Source organism: Rhizobium sp. CCGE 510, from assembly GCF_000292525.1.
Classification (GTDB): Bacteria; Pseudomonadota; Alphaproteobacteria; order Rhizobiales; family Rhizobiaceae; genus Rhizobium.
The window spans coordinates 21,658-43,270 of sequence record NZ_AEYF01000020.1; the positions used below are offsets into that span (position 1 = coordinate 21,658).

Annotated in this window: 24 protein-coding genes and 2 pseudogenes; 18 read left to right on the forward strand and 8 right to left on the reverse strand. The window is 60.9% G+C overall.

Annotated elements, in window-relative coordinates:
• Positions 1–480 precede the first annotated feature (480 nt).
• Positions 481–693 carry a cold-shock protein gene (locus RCCGE510_RS10740; protein ID WP_003540801.1) on the forward strand — a complete coding sequence of 71 codons (213 nt, stop codon included), beginning with the start codon at positions 481–483 and terminating at the stop codon, positions 691–693.
• 183 nt (positions 694–876) lie between these two features.
• Positions 877–1,878 carry a tRNA dihydrouridine(20/20a) synthase DusA gene (gene dusA / locus RCCGE510_RS10745; RefSeq protein ID WP_007629802.1) on the forward strand — a complete coding sequence of 334 codons (1,002 nt, stop codon included), beginning with the start codon at positions 877–879 and terminating at the stop codon, positions 1,876–1,878.
• A gap of 117 nt (positions 1,879–1,995) precedes the next feature.
• Here dusA and RCCGE510_RS10750 read toward each other — a convergent pair whose 3' ends face one another.
• A complete protein-coding gene (locus RCCGE510_RS10750; RefSeq protein WP_007629804.1) occupies positions 1,996–2,952 on the reverse strand; it encodes a trypsin-like peptidase domain-containing protein in 957 nt (318 codons plus the stop codon).
• Between the two features lie 395 nt (positions 2,953–3,347).
• Between RCCGE510_RS10750 and RCCGE510_RS10755 the strand changes: the two genes are divergently transcribed.
• From RCCGE510_RS10755 to RCCGE510_RS10765, 4 genes are all read left to right on the forward strand, one after another.
• On the forward strand, positions 3,348–4,184 hold the full coding sequence (locus RCCGE510_RS10755; RefSeq protein ID WP_007629805.1) for an alpha/beta hydrolase: 837 nt from the start codon (positions 3,348–3,350) through the stop codon (positions 4,182–4,184).
• A gap of 113 nt (positions 4,185–4,297) precedes the next feature.
• On the forward strand, positions 4,298–4,534 hold the full coding sequence (locus RCCGE510_RS33300; protein ID WP_007629807.1) for a hypothetical protein: 237 nt from the start codon (positions 4,298–4,300) through the stop codon (positions 4,532–4,534).
• Between the two features lie 216 nt (positions 4,535–4,750).
• Positions 4,751–4,960, forward strand: coding sequence for a hypothetical protein (locus RCCGE510_RS35535; RefSeq protein ID WP_081525706.1), 210 nt, complete (start codon positions 4,751–4,753; stop codon positions 4,958–4,960).
• A gap of 217 nt (positions 4,961–5,177) precedes the next feature.
• Positions 5,178–5,663, forward strand: coding sequence for a BA14K family protein (locus tag RCCGE510_RS10765; RefSeq protein ID WP_007629811.1), 486 nt, complete (start codon positions 5,178–5,180; stop codon positions 5,661–5,663).
• Positions 5,664–5,789: 126 nt separating this feature from the next.
• Here RCCGE510_RS10765 and RCCGE510_RS34720 read toward each other — a convergent pair.
• Both RCCGE510_RS34720 and RCCGE510_RS10770 read right to left on the reverse strand, forming a co-directional pair.
• Positions 5,790–5,870: pseudogene (locus tag RCCGE510_RS34720) on the reverse strand (DNA-binding response regulator); the annotation flags it as partial.
• Positions 5,871–6,077: 207 nt separating this feature from the next.
• Positions 6,078–6,620 (reverse strand): NADPH-dependent FMN reductase, encoded by a 543-nt coding sequence (locus RCCGE510_RS10770; protein WP_007629812.1) that lies wholly within the window; start codon positions 6,618–6,620, stop codon positions 6,078–6,080.
• Between the two features lie 203 nt (positions 6,621–6,823).
• Here RCCGE510_RS10770 and RCCGE510_RS10775 point away from each other — a divergent pair, with 203 nt between their 5' ends.
• Genes RCCGE510_RS10775 through RCCGE510_RS10785 form a run of 3 tightly spaced genes read left to right on the forward strand, consistent with a single transcriptional unit; the run spans position 6,824 to position 9,428 of the window.
• Positions 6,824–7,825 carry an ATP-binding cassette domain-containing protein gene (locus RCCGE510_RS10775; protein WP_007629814.1) on the forward strand — a complete coding sequence of 334 codons (1,002 nt, stop codon included), beginning with the start codon at positions 6,824–6,826 and terminating at the stop codon, positions 7,823–7,825.
• Positions 7,822–8,622 (forward strand): ABC-2 family transporter protein, encoded by an 801-nt coding sequence (locus RCCGE510_RS10780; protein ID WP_007629815.1) that lies wholly within the window; start codon positions 7,822–7,824, stop codon positions 8,620–8,622. Before RCCGE510_RS10775 ends, RCCGE510_RS10780 begins: the two co-directional genes overlap by 4 nt.
• Positions 8,580–9,428, forward strand: coding sequence for an ABC-2 family transporter protein (locus RCCGE510_RS10785; protein WP_192815300.1), 849 nt, complete (start codon positions 8,580–8,582; stop codon positions 9,426–9,428). Before RCCGE510_RS10780 ends, RCCGE510_RS10785 begins: the two co-directional genes overlap by 43 nt.
• 12 nt (positions 9,429–9,440) lie before the next feature.
• Here RCCGE510_RS10785 and RCCGE510_RS10790 read toward each other — a convergent pair whose 3' ends face one another.
• On the reverse strand, positions 9,441–9,962 hold the full coding sequence (locus tag RCCGE510_RS10790; RefSeq protein WP_007629817.1) for a helix-turn-helix domain-containing protein: 522 nt from the start codon (positions 9,960–9,962) through the stop codon (positions 9,441–9,443).
• An 88-nt stretch (positions 9,963–10,050) separates the two neighbouring features.
• Here RCCGE510_RS10790 and RCCGE510_RS10795 point away from each other — a divergent pair, with 88 nt between their 5' ends.
• Both RCCGE510_RS10795 and RCCGE510_RS10805 read left to right on the forward strand, forming a co-directional pair.
• Positions 10,051–10,692 (forward strand): dihydrofolate reductase family protein, encoded by a 642-nt coding sequence (locus RCCGE510_RS10795; protein ID WP_007629818.1) that lies wholly within the window; start codon positions 10,051–10,053, stop codon positions 10,690–10,692.
• Between the two features lie 267 nt (positions 10,693–10,959).
• Positions 10,960–11,163, forward strand: a complete 204-nt coding sequence (locus RCCGE510_RS10805; protein WP_007629819.1) for a hypothetical protein — start codon at positions 10,960–10,962, stop codon at positions 11,161–11,163.
• Between the two features lie 25 nt (positions 11,164–11,188).
• Here the strand turns inward: RCCGE510_RS10805 and RCCGE510_RS10810 are convergent, their stop codons facing one another.
• A complete protein-coding gene (locus RCCGE510_RS10810; RefSeq protein ID WP_007629820.1) occupies positions 11,189–12,064 on the reverse strand; it encodes a helix-turn-helix domain-containing GNAT family N-acetyltransferase in 876 nt (291 codons plus the stop codon).
• A gap of 143 nt (positions 12,065–12,207) precedes the next feature.
• Here RCCGE510_RS10810 and RCCGE510_RS10815 point away from each other — a divergent pair, with 143 nt between their 5' ends.
• The 3 genes from RCCGE510_RS10815 (at position 12,208) to RCCGE510_RS10825 (ending at position 14,095) form a co-directional block, all read left to right on the forward strand.
• Positions 12,208–13,020 carry a hypothetical protein gene (locus RCCGE510_RS10815; RefSeq protein WP_007629822.1) on the forward strand — a complete coding sequence of 271 codons (813 nt, stop codon included), beginning with the start codon at positions 12,208–12,210 and terminating at the stop codon, positions 13,018–13,020.
• A 66-nt stretch (positions 13,021–13,086) separates the two neighbouring features.
• Positions 13,087–13,701 carry a hypothetical protein gene (locus tag RCCGE510_RS10820; protein ID WP_007629824.1) on the forward strand — a complete coding sequence of 205 codons (615 nt, stop codon included), beginning with the start codon at positions 13,087–13,089 and terminating at the stop codon, positions 13,699–13,701.
• Between the two features lie 28 nt (positions 13,702–13,729).
• Positions 13,730–14,095: a hypothetical protein gene (locus tag RCCGE510_RS10825; RefSeq protein WP_007629825.1), complete on the forward strand. Its 366-nt coding sequence runs from the start codon at positions 13,730–13,732 to the stop codon at positions 14,093–14,095.
• Between the two features lie 145 nt (positions 14,096–14,240).
• On the opposite strand, the pseudogene RCCGE510_RS10830 reads toward RCCGE510_RS10825, so the two are convergent.
• Positions 14,241–14,749: pseudogene (locus RCCGE510_RS10830) on the reverse strand (Lrp/AsnC family transcriptional regulator).
• A gap of 86 nt (positions 14,750–14,835) precedes the next feature.
• Here RCCGE510_RS10830 and RCCGE510_RS10835 point away from each other — a divergent pair.
• The 3 genes from RCCGE510_RS10835 (at position 14,836) to RCCGE510_RS10845 (ending at position 18,270) form a co-directional block, all read left to right on the forward strand.
• On the forward strand, positions 14,836–16,050 hold the full coding sequence (locus tag RCCGE510_RS10835; RefSeq protein ID WP_007629827.1) for an argininosuccinate synthase: 1,215 nt from the start codon (positions 14,836–14,838) through the stop codon (positions 16,048–16,050).
• Positions 16,051–16,556: 506 nt separating this feature from the next.
• Positions 16,557–17,471: a 4-hydroxybenzoate octaprenyltransferase gene (ubiA, locus tag RCCGE510_RS10840; protein WP_007629829.1), complete on the forward strand. Its 915-nt coding sequence runs from the start codon at positions 16,557–16,559 to the stop codon at positions 17,469–17,471.
• A 22-nt stretch (positions 17,472–17,493) separates the two neighbouring features.
• Positions 17,494–18,270, forward strand: a complete 777-nt coding sequence (locus tag RCCGE510_RS10845; RefSeq protein WP_007629830.1) for a phosphodiester glycosidase family protein — start codon at positions 17,494–17,496, stop codon at positions 18,268–18,270.
• 139 nt (positions 18,271–18,409) lie between these two features.
• Here the strand turns inward: RCCGE510_RS10845 and RCCGE510_RS10850 are convergent, their stop codons facing one another.
• Together RCCGE510_RS10850 and RCCGE510_RS10855 are read right to left on the reverse strand one after the other, a co-directional pair.
• A complete protein-coding gene (locus tag RCCGE510_RS10850; protein WP_007629832.1) occupies positions 18,410–19,012 on the reverse strand; it encodes a demethoxyubiquinone hydroxylase family protein in 603 nt (200 codons plus the stop codon).
• 72 nt (positions 19,013–19,084) lie between these two features.
• Positions 19,085–20,968: an ABC transporter ATP-binding protein gene (locus RCCGE510_RS10855; RefSeq protein WP_007629834.1), complete on the reverse strand. Its 1,884-nt coding sequence runs from the start codon at positions 20,966–20,968 to the stop codon at positions 19,085–19,087.
• A 235-nt stretch (positions 20,969–21,203) separates the two neighbouring features.
• Here RCCGE510_RS10855 and RCCGE510_RS10860 point away from each other — a divergent pair, with 235 nt between their 5' ends.
• On the forward strand, positions 21,204–21,605 hold the full coding sequence (locus RCCGE510_RS10860) for a GFA family protein (RefSeq protein WP_007629836.1): 402 nt from the start codon (positions 21,204–21,206) through the stop codon (positions 21,603–21,605).
• The last annotated feature ends 8 nt before the right edge of the window (positions 21,606–21,613 follow it).

The window sequence follows — 21,613 nt, forward strand, 5'->3', positions numbered from 1 at the left end:
GTCCAGCTTGATCCTGTCACCTACCCTCCCGATCACGTTCCGCAAGTCTCTGAAATTTGAGACTTGCGGGCTGTGACCCAAATCCTGTTTGCCGACGCCACCGCCCCTCATCCCGTTTCGGCACGAAATCCCACTACGGCACAACCATGCAAGGAACCGCTAACTCTTCCTCAAGTATCTGAATCTTCGGCATTTCCTGCCATCGATGCGGGCATGCCAAAAGAATCCCACTTGCTTTTTGCCCGAAAAGCTGGCACCAATTTGATACTCGGGCATTTGCATGCCGGTGACTGGACTGATGTGGTAATCCCTTCCGTTTGGAAGGCGGCGCGGGACTACCCGCCTACGTAGACGTTCTTTCCCCGTACGTGACTTCTCCGACTGACCCTTCGTCCCAACCGATCGGGGCGAAAGCTAAAGCCGTCCGCTTCCTCTCGGGGGCGCGGATACTACACAGACTAAGGGAAAAGGACGATCCCAATGGCCACCAAGGGCACCGTAAAATTCTTCAACCAGGACAAGGGTTTTGGTTTCATCACGCCGGACGGCGGCGCAAAGGACGTTTTCGTCCATATCTCTGCGCTGCAGGCTTCTGGCATCCAGTCGCTGCGCGAAGGCCAGCAGGTTACCTTCGACACCGAGCCGGACCGCATGGGCAAAGGCCCGAAGGCCGTCAACATCTCGGCTTCGTAAGTCAGACTTCCGCTTCGGCGGCTTGAACGGCGCTCCGCAAGGGGCGCCGTTTCTGTTTGCAGTGACCGTCATTTGTCGATCGCACCGCCAGATGTTATATGCGCGTTTGATGAACGACCCCGCCCCGCGGCGGTGCGGCGCCTCATTTGCGGCACCCGGAGAACAACGAACAATGGAACGTCGATGACGCAGAAGAGCCCGATTTTTGCGGTCGCCCCGATGATCGATTGGACGGATCGGCATTGCCGTTATTTCCATCGCCAGATCAGCCGGCAGGCATTGCTCTATACCGAGATGGTGGTGGCCGATGCGATCATCCACGGTCCGCGCGATCGGCTGCTTAGCCATGACGCCGCGGAACATCCTCTGGCGCTGCAGCTCGGCGGATCGGACCCGGTAAAGCTTGCCGAGGCGGTGAAGATCGCCCAACCTTACGGATTTGACGAGATCAACCTCAATGTCGGCTGCCCTTCCGACCGGGTGCAGTCGGGCACCTTCGGCGCCTGCCTGATGCTGACACCGGAGACGGTGGCCGAATGCGTCGCGGCGATGAAGAGGGTTGCGACGGTGCCGGTGACGGTGAAATGCCGGATCGGCGTCGACGAGCAGGAGCCGGAACAGGCGCTGCCGGCGCTGATCACCCGCGTTCTCGATGCCGGTGCAGACGCGATCTGGATCCATGCCCGTAAAGCCTGGCTGAAGGGTCTGAGCCCGAAGGAAAACCGCGAGATCCCGCCGCTCGACTACGAGATCGTCTACCGGATGAAGCAGCGCTGGCCCGACATCTTCATCGGCATCAATGGCGGCATCCGCACGCTGGATGAAGCCGCCGCCCATCTCGAACATGTCGACGGCGTCATGCTGGGCCGCGCCGCCTACCAGAACGCCGCGATCCTGTCCGAAATCGACCAGCGCTTCTTTGGTGCGCCGGCGGCCGAACCGGATTGGGAAGCGTTGCGCGACCGGATGATGTCCTATGCCGAACACCACATCGCGGCCGGCGGCCGGCTGCAGCACGTGGCCCGCCACATGGTCGGCCTCTTCACCGGGCTGCCCGGCGCCAGGCGCTACCGCCAGATCCTGTCGACCGACGCGGCCAAAAGCGGCGCCGGGCCGGAGGTGCTGGCGGCAGCCTTTGCGGCTGTCGATTTTTCGGGGACGAATCAGGAAGCAGTCAGCGCCTGACGTGGGGCGATGCCTTCGCCGGCATGACTATCCTGCAGCCACTTTGATATGTTTCCTCAAACCAAAGTGCAGTCCGGGCGGCGGCCAAAGCCGATTTGTTGCGTGGTCTGCAACGACTCACGTCCGCGCCGTCGGCAGCAAGGTCTTCTTCACGATCCGGCCCGCCACCGAAAACACCAGGATTTCCGTCTCCTTGCTGATCCTGCTGCCATCCATCAACCGGACGATATCATCGACCCCGCCGACCGGACTGCCGTCGATCGCGAGGATATAATCGCCCTCCTGCAGCCCTGCCTTTGCCGCCGGCCCTTCCGGCTCGACGCGGCGGATGCGGACGGAGGTGGTCTGCACCGTGCCCGCCGCCAGTGCCACCCGGCGCGGCAGCACGATCGTATCGCCTGCAATACCGATGAAGGCGCGCCTGACCTGGCCGTAGCGGAGAATTTCCGAAACGACGAAATTGGCCGTATTCGACGCCACGGCAAAGGCGATGCTCTGCGCGCCCTGGATGACGGCGGTGTTGACGCCGATCACCTCGCCGCTGGAAGACACCAGCGGTCCGCCTGAATTGCCGGGGTTGAGCGCCGCATCGGTCTGGATGACATCCTCCATCAGACGGCCGCTGGCTGCCCGCATCGACCGGCCGAGCGCCGAGACGATCCCGGCGGTGACTGTCCATTCGAAACCGAGCGGGTTTCCGATCGCGATGGCGATATGGCCCCGGCGCAGACGTTGGGAATCTCCGAGTTTTGCCCAGGCGCCGGTGCTGGTATTGGCGCGAATGAGGGCGATGTCGGTATCGACATCGCGGCCGAGCACCCGGCCCTCGGTGACGAAACCATCGGGCGTGGTAATGCGAACGACTTTGGCGTCGTCGACCACATGGCTGTTGGTGATGATCAAGCCGTCAGGCGAGATGGCGAAACCCGAACCATGCCCTTGCCGGCCACCGACCCTCTCGATCCGGCTGACGGCCGGCCCGACCGTGTCGACTGCTGCGGCGATCGATTGCGAATAGGCATCGATCAGCGCCCCTTCATTGTGAGGCGCTATATCCTTGTCCATGTAACCCATGATGTGATCCTCAGGCGGCGGCCACGGCCATCCGCCGCCGGCGAAGTGGTCGCCGTTGCGACGGTGGCCATTGTGCTGTTGTTGAGGATTAGATGGTTGGGCGTCGACCGGCGTTCAAGTGAGGGCGGCATCCTCCAGCGTCCCGCATCCTGAGCGGCGAACGCCGTAACTCGGCTCCCTGCACCCGTAACGCGTCGACCGGGAATGCCCCTGCCCATGGATCCTCCTCCGATAAAAAATTCTGTTATGTCAATTGAATACAAAGAGTAGCTTGATGAGATCGTCGACATATACCAACCTCGCCCCGCGCAGGCGTGCCCATGGCCTTGTCAATCTCGCGGGCGACGACGCAGACTTCTGATCGCATCAATCCAACCCACCAACGGAGTTAAAAGATGAGCACAGTCACCACCAAGGACGGCGTCGAGATCTTCTACAAGGATTGGGGGCCGAAGACCGCCCAGCCGATCATGTTCCATCACGGCTGGCCGCTCTGCTCCGACGACTGGGACACCCAGATGCTGTTCTTCCTCGAGAAGGGTTTCCGGGTTGTCGCCCATGACCGGCGTGGCCATGGCCGTTCCAGCCAGGTGGGCGATGGTCACGACATGGATCATTATGCCGCCGATGCGGCAGCTGTCGTCGAGCATCTCGATCTCAGGAACACCGTCCATATCGGCCACTCCACCGGTGGCGGCGAAGCGACCCATTACGTCGCCCGCCATGGCCAGCCGCAGGGCCGCGTCGCCAAACTCGTCATCATCGGCGCCGTGCCGCCCATCATGGTGAAAACCGATGCCAATCCCGGCGGCTTGCCGATCGAGGTCTTCGATGACCTGCGCAGGCAGCTGGCCGCCAATCGCTCGCAATTCTATCGTGACCTGCCGGCCGGCCCATTCTACAGCTTCAACCGGCCGGGTGCGAAAGTATCGGAACCAATCATCAACAATTGGTGGCGCCAGGGCATGATCGGCGGCGCCAAGGCGCACTACGACGGCATCAAGGCCTTCTCGGAAACCGATTTCACCGAAGACCTGAAGATCATCACCGTGCCGACCTTCGTCATGCATGGCGACGACGACCAAATCGTGCCGATCGCCGACTCCGCTTTGATCTCGTCCAAGCTGCTGCAGAACGCCAAGCTGAAGGTCTATGAAAAATTTCCGCACGGCATGTGCACGACCCATGCCGATATCATCAATCCGGACATCCTCGCCTTCATCAAGGAATGATCCGCCGGGTCGCGGGCGCCGATGCGGCGCCCGCGACATGACTTGACCGGCCACGACAGATTTTGCGCACACGTCGGCTGCAATAGACAGGCGACCCCGACCACCTCTATTTTTTGAAAACCGCTTACGCGTTTTCTCATGAAACCGTTTTCGCCGATTTGCGTTTAGCGGCCATGACAAGAGAACGTGAACCATCATCAAAGGCTTATCGGCAGGATCGCTTCGAAAACACCGAGCGAGCCGCCAAGGAAACCATCGAAGCGGAGCAGCGGGCTCGCCGCGAGAAAACCAGAAGGCTGAAAGAACTGCGTCTGTCGCAGCAAGGCGGCAAGGACCCCGCAACCAAGTAGATCTCCACGCTTGCGCTACCTGTGGCCGACGCGCCAGTCGGTCTCATACTCAGTTGCGCCGCCCTCGCCCCATCTTTCCCGGCGAGTTTCCTGGTGTGCGCGCGCCCCGAATTGTTTTTGAACATCGGACGTTCGCCCATCTTGCAGAGCGGAGATCGCGAAATTATCTTTTTTTCACCGATAGCGATTCACGGCATCAAAAGAGGGCAGATTGCGATGTCAGACAAGCTGTTCAGCACGCGTGACGAACCGCTCGCATCCGAAGATCTCGATGTATGCAGGCGTGTCCATGAAGCGCTGTGTAGCCAGCTCCAGATTGACCGAGCAGGCGAGGAAGCCGCCCGTCTCGGCGCCCTTGTCATCGAGCTTTACCGGCAAGGCGTGCATGACGAGAACCAGCTTCGATTGCTGGCTGGCGGAAGGTGAGCCTGATAACACACCACCCGCTATAGGCTCGAACGCAGCATTCTTTCCGGTCTGCGGCAGGCCGCAACCCACCGCACCGAACGCCGGTGGCCGAACCGCATTTTACCCCGATGCGTTAGCAGATACGCACATATATCGCGCCTCTCATCTCAAAATGAAACCTATAGCCTTTCCGTGCGTTACCCCTTCGATACATCCGTTACCCAAGGTGAGAGACATGAAAAGATTCGCCATCATTGCCCTGTCGATAGCCACGGCTTTCTCCGGAATGCCGGCCTCGGCAGGCCCGGCCTTCGTGCCGAGCCCGGCGCAATTGGCGCAGCCGGCGCCTCGAAGTGCCGATGCCCGTATCGTGACCGTCGGCTGCAATAACTTCACCAACTGCCCTGGGCAGTTCGGGAATGATCGCAGGTGGTACCGAAACCGCCACCACTATCGCGATCGCAGCAATTACCGCGACGACCGCTATGGATGGGATCGCCGCTATGATCGACGCTATCGCCACCACGACAATAGCGGCGCCATCATCGGCGGCCTCGCCGCCGGCGCGCTGATCGGCGGCGTCATCGCCTCGCAGCCCCGCGCTTATTCTTCGCGCGGCTACAGCTCGCATGCCGACTATTGCTATAGCCGCTACCGGTCCTACCGCGCCTCCGACAACACCTTCCAACCCAACTACGGCCCGCGCCGCCAGTGCCGCTAAGCCGATCCACCACCCGCCAGCATCGAGCCTCGCATGAAGATGCGGGGCTTTTTGATGCCGTACGGGAAACGCCAAATCCATGTCGCCCAAAAGTGTGCGGCGATTTTGGGACAACGGCATACATAAATCCTTCATGAGATAACCGACGTCGCGGATATTATGGATCGCGACGCCGGCACCGGCATCGACCAGCCGCTCGCGCAGCCGGTCATGCTGCCGCAATTGTTGAGGTCCAGCACAAAGGATATCCGCGGCATCTGGAGATCAAGATGATCCAACCTATCCTCCGTTTCCTCAAAAGCATTTCCTCTCCGCCTTCATCCTCGCAGCCCCGCTCGTGATACTGCACACGCTCCAGGGAAAAACAGCATTCGAGAGCGGCTTGCTGATGGAGATCCGATGACCGGGCGGACCTCAGGCGGTTTGGCCGCCGGCCTCGCAATAGGCCGAGAAGGCCTGAAGATAGGCCTGCACCCTCGAACGGTTCTCCGCCGTCTCGATGGCCCGCAACACCTCGGCCGGTTCCAACTTCATCAGAGGGAGCCGGAGGAAGATATCCCCTGCGAACCGCTCGGTGATGGTCGCAAGGATCGTGCGCAGACCTGCCAGCATGTCATCGCCCCGATGTGATGCGTGCAGCAGCGCGACCGGCTTGTGGACGATCTCTTCTCCTGACACCAGCCAGTCGATAGCATTCTTGAGACCGCCGGGAATGGATCGCACATATTCCGGGCTGGCAATGATCACCCCGTCGCTCTCAGCGATCACGTCGATGAAATCCCGCACCGCCGTCGGCAGAGCGTCCCCCTCGAGATCCGGCGAAAACACCGGCAAACCGCCCACGCCATCGAAGATCGCAATTTCGATCTCACTTGGGGCGACGTCGCTGATAGCCCGCAGCATCGCCGTATTGGTGGAATCGCGCCGAGCGCTGCCGGATATTGCGAGAATCTTCATGACCCCAACAGCGATCGATTGAACATGCCTGTCAACGCAAAAGGCTGCGGCGCCGTGTCTCTTTTCAGATAGGCAAAGGACGCTGCAGCGCTTTGAAATGCGCGATTGAGTGATGGCCAAAAGCGACTTTTGCTTGCACTGGCCGAGCCCGGCGTTAGCCTGGGTTCCAATCCTCACAGCTGCCGAATCGGCGGGAAATACATATGACGGCTTTGATCGAGGCACGGGGCGTCAGCAAGCGCTTCCGGCAGCACAAGAGATTTCCAGGCCTGCTTGGTGCCCTGAAGACGCTGGTGACGAGCGAATATACCGAAGTTCTGGCCGTTTCCGACATCGATTTCGACGTCGCGGCCGGCGAAGCCGTGGGGTATCTCGGCCCCAATGGCGCCGGCAAATCCACCATGATCAAGATGATGACCGGCATCCTGGTACCGAGCGCCGGCACGCTTACGGTCCTCGGCCGCACGCCGCATCTCAAGCGAATGGAGAATGCGCGCGAGATCGGCGTTGTCTTCGGCCAGCGCAGTCAGCTGTGGTGGGACCTGCCGCTGGTCGACAGTTTTACCTTGCACCAGCGCATCTACGACATCCCTGTTGCCCGCTATGCGGACAATCTCCGGCGCTTCAGCGAGCTGCTCGACCTCACGCCCTTTCTCGACCGCGCGGTGCGTCAGCTCAGCCTCGGCCAGCGTATGCGGGCCGAGATCGTGATGTCGCTGCTGCACGATCCGAAGATCCTGTTTCTGGACGAACCGACCATCGGGCTCGATGTGGTCGCCAAGGATGCCGTGCGGCGTTTCCTGGCCGAGATCAACCGCGAACGCGGTGTCACCATCATCCTCACCACCCATGACCTGCAGGACATCGAAACCATCTGCCCGCGGCTGATCATGGTCGATCACTCGAGGCTGATCTTCGACGGCGAATTGAGGAGCCTGCGCGCCGCATTGGGCTCGGCCCGGCGGCTGACCCTCGAATTTGTCAGCGACCCCGGGCCGCTGCCGCTCAGCACCGCGACGCTCGTCAGCGACGAGGGTCTGCGCAAGAATTATCTGATCGAACGCGAAGACGTTTCGCTGGTCAGGATCCTGTCGGAGGTCGGAAGCGAGCGCGACCTGAAGGATGTGGCGCTGCACGAGCCCGACATCGAAGAGGTCATCCGCACCTTCTACCAGGGCCGCAACGCCAGGGCGCGGGCGTCATGAGCGCTTATTCCGCCTTCGCGCGCAGCGCTTTCCATTCCCAGCTCGCCTACCGCAACGAGGTCTGGGCCAACATCTTCGGCAAACTGGTGCAGGTCGTTGCCCGTGTCGCCATCTGGCTGGCCGTCTATGCCGGCGTCGGCGCAACGATGGTCGACGGCGTCTCGCTGCAGCAGATGGTGACCTATGCGCTGCTTGGCGGTGCAGTGATGGGCGCTACCCGCCCGGAAAGGATCATCAACGAGATCGGCCGGTCGCTCAAGACGGGGGACGTCGCCGTCTGGTTGTTGAAGCCCATCTTCTATCCGCTCTACATCTTCGCCAATGAATGCGGCAGTTTCGGCTATCGCCTGATGACGCAGGTCATCCCGACCGTCGCCGTCACAGCCATGTTCTACGGCATGCTGCCGCCGGCAAGCCTGTTCGACGGCGCCATGTTCATCGCCTTCTGGGCGCTTTCCTTCATCCTGCTGTCGCTGATGTCGATGTTCTGCGGCCTCATCGCCTTCTGGCTGATGACGAGCTTCTCGCTCGACTGGATCCTCGGCGCCCTGCTGCAATTGTTCTCCGGCCTGCTGGTGCCCTTCTGGTTCTTCCCCGAGCCACTGGCGACGATTGCCCGCCACCTGCCCTTCGCCTGGGTGGTCTATTATCCCAATGCTGTCTATCTCGGCCAGCTTTCGGTTGCCGACACCTGGCTGCATTTCGGCCTCGGTCTCGGCTGGGCCGGATTGTTCCTCCTGGGCGTCCTTTGGCTATGGCGCTCAGCCTCCACCCGCATCACCGTGCAGGGAGGCTGACCGTGCTGCTTCATCATCTCCGCGTGATTCCGCTGCTGGTGCGCATGTATATCCGCTCGCAGATGGAATATCGCGGCGCCTTCTGGCTCGATCGCCTCGCACAGATCCTCTCCTATGGCAGCGTCTTCGCCACCATCGCCATCCTGCTTGCCCGCTTCGATACGTTGGGCGGCTGGAGCTGGCCGGAGCTCGCGCTGCTCTACAGCTTCCAGCTGCTGGCCTATTCCCTCGGCGCGGCGATGAGCTTCACGCAGTTGCGCGATCTTGAGGAACTGGTGCGCCTCGGCACGTACGATGCGCTGCTGGTCAAACCGTTCAGCCCCTGGGTCTATCTGATCTTCTCCGGCCTCAATATCGGCTATGCCGGCCACATCATCCTTGCCGTGCCGCTGCTCGGCTGGGCGGTTTTCTCCGTCGATTTCGCCTGGTCGGTCCCTTCAGCCCTGTTCCTCGTCGCCGCGCTGGTCAGCGCCACGCTGCTGACCGCCGCCCTGATCACCATGATCGGCGCCACCGCGCTGATCTGGGTGCGCTCCAACCATTTGTTCTCGATCTTCTTCGGCTTCTGGGAACTGATGCGCTACCCTCTCAACATTTTTCCCGGCAGCATCCAGATCACCCTCCTCACCGCCGTTCCGCTGGCGCTAACCAGTTCGGTCCCCGTCGCCGCCCTGCTCGGCAAACCCGTCCCGATCCTTGGCGACTGGGCCGGCCCAGCGGCTCTGGCGGCCGGCCCGGTCTGGGTGCTGATCGCAATGGCGTACTGGCGATACGCCACCGGCAAATACCAGGGCGCCGGCGGCTGACCTTTCTCTAAATCATGAGACAGGCGCCGACGATTTCGCGCGGACCTCGAGGAACGCCGCCGTCAGCTTCGCCAGCACCGCCGAAGTGCACGTGCCATTGGCTCCACCGATCGGATCGACGATATGGATTTGCCGGAGATCCTCCATGAATTCGTCCCAGAGCGGCTGCCCGCCTTCTTCGAGAAGCTGCGCTCGGATGCTCAGTTCCTCGCTGACCGGCAGATGGCGCCGCCCCCAGGCGCCGATCATGGCGAAGACGGGAACAAGCTGGATCGCCGGCTCCTCGAGGCTGTAGATCGCTTTCTGGCTGTGGCTCGGATCATCCCGCCTGCTGATAAACCCGAGCGAGAGCAAGCGCTTCAGCCTGGCTGCCAGGATATTCGAGGCGATCCCTTCCTCCGAATGGGTCAGAAGATCGCGGAAATGGCGACGGTTGCCAAACATGATGTCCCGGATGATGATGAGGGTCCACCGATCTCCCAGCACTTCCATCGTCAGGTTGATCGGGCAGCCCGAGCGCAGTTCGATATCCACCAAGCATCTCCTTCAAAAACCGGTTGCATTATAGGATCACCTATGCGACAAAGCAACCAGTTTCAATTTACAATCAGATGGAGGAACCATGTCCAAGGTGCGTGTCGCAGCATTTTCCCTTTCCGTGGATGGTTTCGGCGCCGGGCCGGAACAAAGCATGCAGGATCCGCTCGGCAAGCGCGGGCATGAGATGTTTCAATGGTTTTTCCATACCCGCACGTTTCGCGCGATGCAGGGAAAGGACGACGGCTCGCAAGGAATTGACGAGGATTATGCCGCCCGTGGCATGGCCAATTTCGGCGCCTTCATTCTCGGGCGCAACATGTTCGGGCCTGTTCGCGGCGACTGGCCTGATGAGACCTGGAAGGGTTGGTGGGGGCCAAACCCGCCCTATCACGCGCCGACCTTCATCCTGACGCACTATCCGCGCGAACCCCTTGTCATGGAGGGCGGCACGACCTTTCACTTCGTCACCGGCGGCATCGAAGATGCACTTGAAAAGGCGAAGGCCGCGGCCGGCGGCAAGGACGTGAAGATCGGCGGCGGGGTCAGCACCGTCCGCCAATATCTGCAGGCCGGCCTGATCGACGAATTGCATTTCGCCATCTCGCCCGTCGTGCTCGGCAAGGGAGAAGCGATGTTCACAGGTATCGATCTGCCGGCCCTCGGCTTCCGCGTCGCCGAGCATGTGGCGAGCGAACACGCGACGCACATCGTGCTGGCAAAATAGGCTCGGCCGCCGATCGGGATCGGCATCCGCTCACACCAGCGCGTGCCGCAGCATGCCTGCGGCGGCAATGGCGATGATCGCGGTCGGCAGCACTCTCGACAGGGCCAGGCCATTCCCGGGAAAATCGGGCCGACGCCAAACCGTGTCAGGAGAATAGCAATGGTGTTGCTGGGGAATGAGCGTAGAGTGAGCCCATCGGCCCATCGGCATCGGCACGACCGCTTGAGAGACCATAGGTGCTCTTGCCGCTTCACGGAGGGCACGACTATGCTCCTGTCGCTCATCTCACTCAACGATGATGAAATCACGATCGTCACCGATGCCGTTCGGCAATGGTGCTGCGAGAGGAAGCTTGACATCGACAGCGTCGAAGGGCGCCGCGCCATCACCGTTGCCGTCGATCTCGTCCAGATGAACACTGACCGCGACAGGATTTTTGCCGAGCTGTCGAAGCAGTTGGACCACCAGTAGCCCCCCAGCGGTGGCTTCGAGAGGCCTAAAGGCGCTTTTCAAAGAAGGTGTCGGGATATGGGTCGTCATTGAACCGGTCGATCTCATGCCAGCCGCTTCCCCGATAAAGCTGCTGCGCCTCGGAAAGCGCACTGTTCGTATCCAGGCGCAGGAGCTTGACGGATAGCTCGCGGGCGATAGTCTCGGCGGCAAGCATGAGGCGTGTTGCGAGCCCGAGGCCACGGGCGGCGGGGGCGACCCAGAGCCTCTTAATCTCGGCGACCTCGCCGCCACTGCCCTTCAATCCGACACAGCCGATCGGCAGGCCATCGGACAAGGCCACCAGGAACACACCGCGCGGACGGGTCATATCCTTGGCATCGGGATCGCGGGACAGCGACACATCGAAGCCGTTCTTAAACCGGCGTGCGAGTTCGCCGTAATATTCGCTCAGGCAATAGCTGGCGTCCTCGTGCCGAGGATCCTTTTCCTCGATCACGATCTGATCGCGTCTCAGCGAGAGAGCAACGATGTCCATGGCGCGCAGAAGTTCTTCCGGGCGGCGATGGTGTGCCAGAAATGCCTCCGCCTGCGCATCGGAAAGCGCTTCATAGGCCTGGAACTCGGACTTACCGATTTTGGTCAAACTGGCGACGCGGCGACGCGCGTCCTCAGCATTCGGCACCGTCTCGATAAGACCTTCCTCTTCCAGACTGCGCAGCAGACGGCTCATCAAGCCCGAGTCGAGACCGAGATAATCGCGGATCACCGCAACATCCGATTGTCCCCGGCCGATCGAATTGAGCACGCGGGCCGCACCCAACGGACGCCCGCGTCCGAGGAAAGAACTATCGAGAGCGCCGACTTCGGAGGTGACGGCACGGTTGAAACGACGGACGCGGAAGACAGGATCGCAAGCCATATTATCTGACTTAAGTCAGATAATTAATCCTGTCAATTCGGAGCACTCAAAAGCAGAGGTAGGAGCGATCGGCGTCCTGCAACCATCTTGCAGATCGCCATCCCCTCGCCTATGGCATTACAACGTCCCGCAAGGCCTTCCCCGTGTTCCGTTTTGCTCTCCACGTCCTGATCGTTCTCCTTCTGACGCTGCTCACGCAGATCGGCGGCGTCGCCTATCTCATCGCGCTTGCCGCGTCGCGCGCCTGGGGCATCCGGCGCATGCTGGCCAAGCTCGCCATCTTCCTGCTTTTCTATGCCGGTGCGACATTTGCCGCGGGCCTCACAGCCCCGATGCTTGGACGGGTTCCCCTTTCCTGCATATCAAGCATCACAGACCGGCTGGTCGTCCGCTCCCCGATCTATTGCCTGCTGAACCGCAACTATGTCACGCCGGACCTGCGCGATCTGGCAAAAGCGCTTGCCGCCCACATGGACGAGGAATTTCCCGGAACCGTCACCGTCGCGCTGGATGCGAATTTCCCCTTCGTGAACGGCTTTCCGCTGCTGCCGCATCTGTCGCATGCCGACGGAAAAAAGCTCGACTTCGCCTATTATTACAAGGATGCGGACGGCGCTTTACTCAATGGCGTCACCCGCTCCCCAATCGGTTATTTCGCCTTCGAAGAGCCGGCCCCGGGCGACGAACTGCCCTGCAAAGGGCGCAACGACTGGCTTACCACCCGTTGGAATTTCGACGCGCTGCAGCCGTTGTTTCCGGCCTATCGCATCGACGAGCAGCGCACATCGGCTGCGGTCGCCTGGCTGACGAGCGAAGGCGTGGCGCGCTTCGGCCTGCAGAAGATCTTCATCGAGCCGCATTTGAAGAACGCGCTTGGCATTTCCGACAGCCATGTCCGCTTCCAAGGTTGCCGCGCCGCCCGCCACGACGACCATATCCATATCCAGGTTGAATGAGCGTAAGCTACAAGGATTGAAAACCCTATTGCGCCACCCGGACTATGTCAGGGGAGGTTGCTCCGTATGAATATTTTCATGCTGTTGATCGGTTTTCCAGGCGTCGGGAAGCTCGCGATCGCCAAAGAATTGAGTTCGCTTTTCACCGCAAAGATTGTCGACAATCATTGGTTCAATAACCCGATACTCCGCCTCCTGGATGACGACGGGACATCTCCCCTCCCAGCAGGAATATGGGAATACACCGGAAGAGTTCGGCAAGCCGTCTTGGATGCGATCGTCGCCTATAGCGCGCCCTCGACAAACTTCATCTTCACGCATGCCGGCATTGAAGGCGATCAGCGTAGCATGCGTACTTTTCAAAAAATTGCTGCCGCAGCTCAACAGCGCCAGTCCTTGCTGGTGCCCATCCGATTGCTCTGCGACGAGGATGAGCTGGCACGCCGCATTTCCACCCCCGCACGCCGCATCCACTTAAAATCAATAGATGTAGAAGCCTCGAGAGAACGCAGCCGACGAGCTTCTGTTCTCGATCCGCAGCATCAAAATACGCTCGTCTTGGACGTAACATGCGCATCACCGGGGGAAAGTGCGGCCGCTATTCGAAACCATGTTTTGAACGCTGCATCTAGCCGGAATGTTGCAACCATCTCTGCCGCAGGTGGTGAGAGGGAACAATAGACCTTCATCGGCCCAGGGGAGACATGCCATGAAAGCCCTCACGATCCTCTTCCTGATCGAAACGTGCCTCTATGCCACTGCCTCGCTCACCCATGCCGGCTTCATCCTCGAAGGACACGAACATCATCAGGCAATGATCGCCGAAGCGGTGATAGCGGCGACTCTTCTGCTCGGCCTGATCTCGCTTATCCTCAACCGGCGATGGAGCCGAACGGCGGCGTTTTGCGCCCAAGCCTTCGCCCTCTTCGGCACTCTCATCGGTGCCTTCACCATCGCCGTTGGCGTCGGCCCCCAGACCACGCTCGATTATATCACCCATGGCGTGATGATCCTGCTCCTGCTCTTGGGCCTCATCCGGCTGGCGAAAAGCGGCAACGCTCCTCCCCATCAGTAGAGCCGGCCTCGGGCGAGCCTCACTGAGGTGCCCATCCCTGGCACCGCCTCTCTCCAGCCTCATCCTGAGGCACCCCGCAGGGGCCTCGAAGGACGGGGCTGGCCACCCCCGGCGCCCATACGGCTAGCAAGGCGCCACGCCCGACCTACCGAACCGGCAGTTCATAGCTCCGCTTCAGCGTCTCCATCGGCACGTCGGTCTTGACGCTGAGCACGCTCGGAATGCGCGTCAGGTGGTCGGCCTGGAAACGCCAATAGCTGTGCAAATCGGCGGTGACGATGCGCAGCACGGCGTCGCACTCGCCCGTCGTCAGGTAACATTCCATCACCTCGGGAAACCGTCTGACGGCTTCGGCGAAGCGCAGGGTGACCTCGGCATCCTGGGTCTTGAACCAGACGCGGGCAAAAACCGTCAGCCCCGCCCCGACCTTTGCCGGATCCAGCACGGCGACATAGCGATCGATGATCCTGGCTTTTCCAGAAGCCGCACGCGGCGCAGGCAGGGCGAAGGCGACAGCCCCACCTCCTTTGCCAGCTCCACATTCGAAATGCGCCCATCGCGCTGAAGCACGCGCAGGATATGGCGATCAATCGCATCGACGACAAGCCGGCATTTTGTAGCTCCAAGTCCTTCTGTAGTGGCATAATATGTCAAACATTCGCAATTTCGAGAACACTGCGCAAGCTCATTGCGCAAGACATGATCTATCGTACCAAGCATCGAGTTTTTGGAGATGACTAATGGTAGGAAAGATAGATAAGATCGCGCTCGCTTATTCCGGCGGGCTGGATACCTCGATCATCCTCAAATGGTTGCAGGAGAGCTACGGATGCGAGGTCGTCACTTTCACCGCCGATCTCGGCCAAGGCGAGGAACTCGAGCCGGCGCGGGCGAAGGCGGAAATCCTCGGCGTGAAAGACTTCCGCATCGTCGACCTGCGAGAGGAATTCGTCCGCGACTTCGTCTTCCCGATGCTGCGGGCCAACGCGCTTTATGAAGGCCAGTATCCGCTCGGCAGTTCCATCGCCCGGCCGCTGATCGCCAAGCATCTGGTCGCCATAGCCCGCGACGTCCGCGCGGATGCCGTCGCCCACGGCGCGACGGGCAAGGGTAACGACCAGATCCGCCTCGAACTCGCCGTCAATGCACTCGATCCGTCGATGAAGGTTATCGCTCCCTGGCGCCAGTGGAACATCCGCTCCCGCATCCAGCTGCTGGAATATGCCGCAAAGCATCGGATTCCGGTGCCGAAGGACAAGCGCGGTGAAGCGCCCTTCTCGATCGACGCCAACCTGTTGCACACCTCGAGCGAAGGCAAAATCCTCGAGGATCCGGCCGAGGTCGCGCCCGAATACATCTACCAGCGCACCGTCGACCCTGTCGATGCTCCCGATGTCCCCGAGACCGTCACCATCGGCTTCCAAAGCGGCGATCCGGTGTCCGTAAACGGCAAGGCGATGACGCCGGCCACCTTGCTCACCGAGCTCAACAGGTTCGGCGGCCGGCACGGCGTCGGCCGGCTCGATCTCGTCGAAAACCGCTTCATCGGCATGAAATCGCGGGGGGTATACGAGACGCCGGGAGGAACGATCCTGCTTGCGGCCCATCGAGGCATTGAATCGATCACGCTCGATCGCGCCGCCGCCCACCTGAAGGACGAGATCATGCCCCGCTACGCCGAGCTGATCTACAACGGCTTCTGGTTCGCCCCCGAGCGGGACATGCTGCAAGCCCTGATCGACCGGAGCCAGGATTTCGTCAGCGGCGAAGTGACGCTAAGGCTCTACAAGGGATGCGCCTCGGTCATCTCTCGCACCTCCCCTCGCTCGCTCTTTTCCGCCGACCTCGTCACCTTCGAGGAGAGCTCCCTCGCCTACGACCATCACGACGCCGAAGGCTTCATCAGGCTGAACGGATTGCGGCTTCGAAGCTGGGCAGCCCGCAACGGAGCATGAGCGGCCGGCCCTGCGTCCGCCGGCGAATTGAAGCTCACAGCACGGAACTCAATTTAAAACGATTTTAAAATTCCCGTCCGAAAGCTAATCGATTTTAATTTTAGTATTAAAATTTTCTTGTTGCAGCGCAAAAGAATTTAACCATTATTTCTCCAGATGCTCAGTGTGTTCTTTGGAGGAACTCGCATGACTATGACCTTTCCGCTAACCGAAAAGCGCGACGCGGAAGCATTGCTGAAGCACCTGACGTTGCACAAACTCAGCTGTCCGGGAAACTGCGTCGTGTCGCTGAAGGCGTACGTCGCCCACGTGTCTTCCTCTCATACCACGGCACTCGGTACCGCTCGTACCGCCTGGTAGGGATCGGCGGTTCACGACAAACATCGAATGCAAGTCACGGCAGACGGCCGTTGCAGTACTTGCAAAAATTCCTATTCTCGGCGTCGCCGATGGCGATGAAAAGCTGAGGCATCCAGCCTGTTGCGATAGGAATTTTAGATTACATCATGACGACACTCAGCCGCCCTGATCTCAGCGACATCCGCCATGGCGACTGGGTGGATCGCCGATTGCCGGCCACATGGCGGCCATATACGCGGCTGGCGCGGCTCGATCGCCCGGTTGGAATCTGGCTGACGCTTTTCCCCTGCTGGGCCGCCCTCATCCAGGCATCGCATGGTCTGCCGAACGTCTTGCAGTTGGCGATCTTTTCTCTCGGCGCCTTGCTGATGAGAAGCGCCGGCTCGACGGTCAACGACATCGCCGATCGGAAGTTTGACGGCCATGTGGAGCGGACTCGCTTCCGTCCGTTGGCAAGCGGGGAGCTCCGCACCCTGCACGCCTTCGGCTTCCTGGCCGTAGAACTGATGGTTGCGGCCTCGCTTCTACTCTTCTTGACACCCTATAAGCGCCTGGTGGCAATCTCGGTTCTGCCGCTCGTCTTCATCTATCCGCTCTGCAAGCGCTTCACCCACTGGCCCCAGGCCGTGCTGGGCGCCGCGTTCAATTGGGGGATGCTGATGGCATGGGCCGAGCTTGCAGGCCATATTCCGGCCGGCGCCGTTCTGATGTGGGCCGGGGCCATCGCCTGGCAGATCGGCTATGATACGATCTATGCCTATGTCGATCTGAAGGATGACACCCGCCTCGGCCTGAAGTCGACGGCAATCCTATTCGGCAGGCACGGCAAGGTGTGGATCAGCTTGTCCTATGCGCTGGCCGTCGCGGCGTGGTCGCTCGGCGGCTGGCTGTTGGAGATGTCGCCGCCCTATGCGATCGGAATGCTGGTGATCGCAGCCCACCTTGCGTGGCAGATCCGGCGGATCGACCTCACCCGCCCCGACCTGAATTATCGCCTGTTCCGAGCGAATATCCTGACTGGTGTACTGCTCGCCTGCACGGCTTTGTCGGGCACATTTTGACGAGGTCGAGACCGTGAAACCAATGACCTATCTGAAGCAGGGTGTGCTGGCCGTAACCATGATGCTGGCAGCAATGGTGATGTCCCCGCATCGAGCGCATGCCGGACAATGCGAGCGGGAAACCCTTGAAGATGCGGCATACGTCGTCTGCACGCTGGCCCCTGAAAAAGCCGACCTGCGCCTGTTCTGGAAGGGTGCCGATGGCGAGCCGTACCGCGCTTTTGCAAGCCTTGCCGAAGTCATCCATGCAGAGGGGAAGACCTTGGTGTTGGCCGTCAACGCCGGGATGTACCGGGCCGACTTTTCGCCGATGGGACTGTATGTCGAGAACGCCAGGGAATTGAAACCCGCCAATACTGCAAAGGCCGAAAGCTCCACCGGCCAGGTTCCGAATTTCTACAAAAAGCCGAACGGCGTGTTCTTTCTGGGTGAAACAGGCGCCGGCATCCTCCCTACAGATGAATTTCTAAAGCGTGCGCCCAAAGTGCGGTTCGCCACACAGTCCGGCCCGATTCTCGTCATCGCCGGCAAGCTGAATCCGATCTTCATCCCCGGCTCGACGGATCGAACCCGCCGAAGCGGTGTCGGCGTCTGCGCGGCCGGCACGGTTCGCTTGGCGATCAGCGAAGACGGGGTGAATTTCCACGATTTCGCGCGGCTCTTCAGCGAACAGTTGAAATGCCCCGACGCCTTGTTTCTCGATGGCGGACACGGTGTCGGAATTTACCATCCGGCAATGGGCCGCAACGACCGCTCCTGGCACGGCGGCTACGGCCCGATGCTCGGGCTTGTCGAATAGCGCAGGGAACTGGCCTTCATCGGGACCGGCGTTGGTGCGTTTGCTAAGACCGCCAGACGCAATATTCCGACAACACGATGCCCACCGGCCTCAAAACTGACAGTCTCCTCCGCGGCCATTGCTGCCTCTAAACTCCCCATCAAAGCCTATCCCTTCCCGCACGCATCATCTCAGCGCGCATCCAGCTCGAGGCTCCCCAAGTGGAGAGCCAGATCATCAGGTCGGTCAAGGCCCCGACGACGGGCAGGAGCAAGGCGTGGCTCAGGCCGCGTCTCTTCTGGCTGTCCTCGGCTTTCTTCAGATGCGCCAGCTCCTGTTCCTGAATCGACCCGATGAGGGCGTGAAGCCCGGGATCGCGCTCAGCAAGGAAAGCCAGTTGGTCTTCGAGGTGGCGATGGACTGTGCTTTCCACAGCCTCTGTGCAGATCCAGATCATGTTGCGCCCGCCAAGCGCCGTCAGGATGCCGAGCACGAAGCCGCCGAGGCTCCAGAATGCCATGACGCGACAGGGCTTGGCGCTCCTTGAAGGCATTGCCTCGCGAAACAGCCGGCAATGCTCGATCTCGTCCTCACGCATCTCCTCAAGCGCCGGCACGATGTCGGGAAACAGCCGCCGGGCGAGCAGGATCTGGGCGCCATAGATCCTGATAGCGCCGAACTCGCCCGCATGGTTGACCTTGAGAATGCGACGGATGGTGACGTCGGGGTTGCGCATGCGCGACCCGCTCGACCGATTGATCATGACCACCCTTGCCCCGGTTCCCTTGCCGCAATAGGCAGGATTGCCGCCGCGATCGTCAAGGGGCGCGTCGACTCAGTCAGCCCCAGGCGAACCCGGCAAGGGGTCGTCGATCTCTTCGGGGATGAAGCCGCCGGTCTGGCGCTTCCACAGGCGGGCAAACAGGCCGTCGCCTTCGACCAACTCCTCTGGCCTGCCCTCCTCCACGATCCGTCCGTGATCGAGCACGACGATCCGGTCCATCCTGGCGATGGTCGAGAGGCGGTGGGCGATGGCGATCACTGTCTTTCCCTCCATGACGAGGTTCAACCGCTCCTGGATGGCGGCTTCGGATTCGCTGTCGAGCGCCGAGGTCGCCTCGTCGAGCACCAGGATCGGCGCGTCCTTCAGGAGAACGCGCGCGATCGCCACGCGTTGCCGCTGGCCGCCTGACAGTTTGATGCCGCGGTCGCCGACGAAGGCGTCGTAGCCCCTGCGGCCCTCGCTGTCGGTCAGATCGGCGATGAAGGCATCGGCGCTCGCCATCTTCGTCACCCGTTCGATCTCGTCCTGCGTCGCCTCCGGCCGGCCGTAGCGGATGTTATCGCCGACCGACCGGTGCAGCAGTGCGACATCCTGCGCGATCACCCCGATGGCGCGGCGAAGACTTGATTGCGTGACCGCGCGGATATCCTGCCCGTCGATCAGGATTGCGCCGTCCTTGATGTCGTAGAAGCGCAGCAGCAGATTTGCGAGTGTGGTCTTGCCGGCGCCGGAAAGGCCGACCAGGCCCACCTTCTCGCCGGGCCGGATCGTCAGAGACAGGTCGTCGATGACTGATTTGCCTGACTTGTAGGCGAAGTGGAGGTTCTCGAAACGTATTTCGCCGCGCTGAACACTGAGCTCGGTCGCATCCGGCCGGTCGGTGATCGTCGGAGGTGTGGTCATGACGGGCATGGCGTCCTTGATCGTGCCGATCGCCTGGAAGATCTGCTGGCCCATCTGGAGGAAGACGAAGATCTGCGTCGACAGCCGGTGAAGGATGTAGACTGCGCCGACGAACTCGCCGACCGTCAGGAAGCCTTTGACAAGGCCGGAAAATCCGATCGACAACATGGTCAGCCACAGCAGCGTGTTGAGAATGACGACGGTCACTTCCGACGAGCGATAGATACGCTGTTCGCTGTGCTGCATCTGCACGGACTTCTGGATGATGCGGCGGATGGCGCCGGCCTCGCTGTCTTCGGCCGCAAACTGCTTGATCATCTGCATGTTGGTATAAAGATCGGTGATGGCGCCGGCGACCAGGCTGCGCTGGTTGGCGGTGCGGCGGGAGCGCTCGACGAACGTCGGCACGATCCTGGCGGTGAATGCGATGTTGAGCGCGATCCAGACGACGACAGGCAGGGCGAGCTGCCAGGCGAGTGCGCTCAGCAGGATAACAGAGCCCACCAGCTGCATCAGGAAGCGTGGAATGGACTGGAAGCCGGCAAGGATCTGCTGCTGGACGGCGGAGGATACCTGCGAGAGGCGTGAGGCAACCTGGCCCGCATAGAGATCATGGAAGAAGGCAAGGTCTTGCCGCTCCACCGCCTTATGTCCCTGCCATTGAATGGCAGCCGGCATGCCGATGCCTAAAGTATGCGAGTTCAGGGTATTCAGCATGAACGACACGATCGGCATGACCGGAAAGATCAGGAAACCCAGAACGGTCAACAGCAGCCATTCATTGTGCAGAAAGGCGGCGGCGCCTTGTCGCGTCACGCCATCGACGATGACCGAAAGCCCCCAGACGATCGTCAGATTGATCAACTCGAACACCATGGAGCAGAGCGCAAGCGCGATCAGCACGCCGCGAAACATCGAGATGAAGTGCAGGAGCACCGTCACCGGACCTTTGGAAGGCAGCGGCCGGTAGGGAATGTCGAGCGGCCGGATCAACGTTTCGAAGGGACGGTAGATCGCATCGGAAATCGGCATGGGCCGCTCGGATCAAATTGGGAGGAAGCGTGGACTCGGCTACGCCAAGTCGTATGGGATCATTTTTCTGCCGTTACCTCAACTAGAAATTTTATAAATTGACCAAACGGGAATATCGCCAGAACAGAGCCTGGCGAGCGGGCGAAAGCGAGGCGCTCGAAAGCCCCAATTGCGGTCGTCGCGCGATTGGGGCAGGATACGCCCCTGGAGAGACAGCAGGATTGAACGAATACTCATGCTGACGGGCTCATGTCATTGCGGCAAGGCAAGCTGGACGCTCGAAGGCGATCCCGGCTCGATCACCGCCTGCAACTGCACGCTCTGTCGGCGCTACGGCACGCTGTGGGCCTATGATTACGAAGGCGAGCGTATTGCGCTGACCGGGCAAACAGCCTCCTATACCCGCTCCGGCCCGGAGACGTCGTCCCTCGAAATCTTGTTCTGCCCGTCCTGCGCCTGCGTCTTGAGCTGGCGCGGCCTGCGGCTTCAGAAGGATGGCCGCCGGCGCATGGCGGTCAACATGCGGCTTGCGCCGCCAGATCTCGTCGCCGATCTGTCCATCGATCACTTCGACGGCCTGGATACGTTCGAAGATCTTCCGTCCAAAGGGCGCTGCGTGCGCGACCTCTGGTTCTGACAGCCTGT

Coding starts and splice junctions, on each gene's coding strand:
- RCCGE510_RS10740 (WP_003540801.1), top strand. CDS start 481: ATGGCCACCAAGGGCACCGTAAAATTCTTCAACCAGGACAAGGGTTTT.
- dusA (WP_007629802.1), top strand. CDS start 877: ATGACGCAGAAGAGCCCGATTTTTGCGGTCGCCCCGATGATCGATTGG.
- RCCGE510_RS10750 (WP_007629804.1), bottom strand. CDS start 2,952: ATGGGTTACATGGACAAGGATATAGCGCCTCACAATGAAGGGGCGCTG.
- RCCGE510_RS10755 (WP_007629805.1), top strand. CDS start 3,348: ATGAGCACAGTCACCACCAAGGACGGCGTCGAGATCTTCTACAAGGAT.
- RCCGE510_RS35535 (WP_081525706.1), top strand. CDS start 4,751: ATGTCAGACAAGCTGTTCAGCACGCGTGACGAACCGCTCGCATCCGAA.
- RCCGE510_RS10765 (WP_007629811.1), top strand. CDS start 5,178: ATGAAAAGATTCGCCATCATTGCCCTGTCGATAGCCACGGCTTTCTCC.
- RCCGE510_RS10770 (WP_007629812.1), bottom strand. CDS start 6,620: ATGAAGATTCTCGCAATATCCGGCAGCGCTCGGCGCGATTCCACCAAT.
- RCCGE510_RS10775 (WP_007629814.1), top strand. CDS start 6,824: ATGACGGCTTTGATCGAGGCACGGGGCGTCAGCAAGCGCTTCCGGCAG.
- RCCGE510_RS10780 (WP_007629815.1), top strand. CDS start 7,822: ATGAGCGCTTATTCCGCCTTCGCGCGCAGCGCTTTCCATTCCCAGCTC.
- RCCGE510_RS10785 (WP_192815300.1), top strand. CDS start 8,580: ATGGCGCTCAGCCTCCACCCGCATCACCGTGCAGGGAGGCTGACCGTG.
- RCCGE510_RS10795 (WP_007629818.1), top strand. CDS start 10,051: ATGTCCAAGGTGCGTGTCGCAGCATTTTCCCTTTCCGTGGATGGTTTC.
- RCCGE510_RS10805 (WP_007629819.1), top strand. CDS start 10,960: ATGCTCCTGTCGCTCATCTCACTCAACGATGATGAAATCACGATCGTC.
- RCCGE510_RS10810 (WP_007629820.1), bottom strand. CDS start 12,064: ATGGCTTGCGATCCTGTCTTCCGCGTCCGTCGTTTCAACCGTGCCGTC.
- RCCGE510_RS10820 (WP_007629824.1), top strand. CDS start 13,087: ATGAATATTTTCATGCTGTTGATCGGTTTTCCAGGCGTCGGGAAGCTC.
- RCCGE510_RS10825 (WP_007629825.1), top strand. CDS start 13,730: ATGAAAGCCCTCACGATCCTCTTCCTGATCGAAACGTGCCTCTATGCC.
- RCCGE510_RS10835 (WP_007629827.1), top strand. CDS start 14,836: ATGGTAGGAAAGATAGATAAGATCGCGCTCGCTTATTCCGGCGGGCTG.
- ubiA (WP_007629829.1), top strand. CDS start 16,557: ATGACGACACTCAGCCGCCCTGATCTCAGCGACATCCGCCATGGCGAC.
- RCCGE510_RS10845 (WP_007629830.1), top strand. CDS start 17,494: ATGACCTATCTGAAGCAGGGTGTGCTGGCCGTAACCATGATGCTGGCA.
- RCCGE510_RS10850 (WP_007629832.1), bottom strand. CDS start 19,012: ATGATCAATCGGTCGAGCGGGTCGCGCATGCGCAACCCCGACGTCACC.
- RCCGE510_RS10855 (WP_007629834.1), bottom strand. CDS start 20,968: ATGCCGATTTCCGATGCGATCTACCGTCCCTTCGAAACGTTGATCCGG.
- RCCGE510_RS10860 (WP_007629836.1), top strand. CDS start 21,204: ATGCTGACGGGCTCATGTCATTGCGGCAAGGCAAGCTGGACGCTCGAA.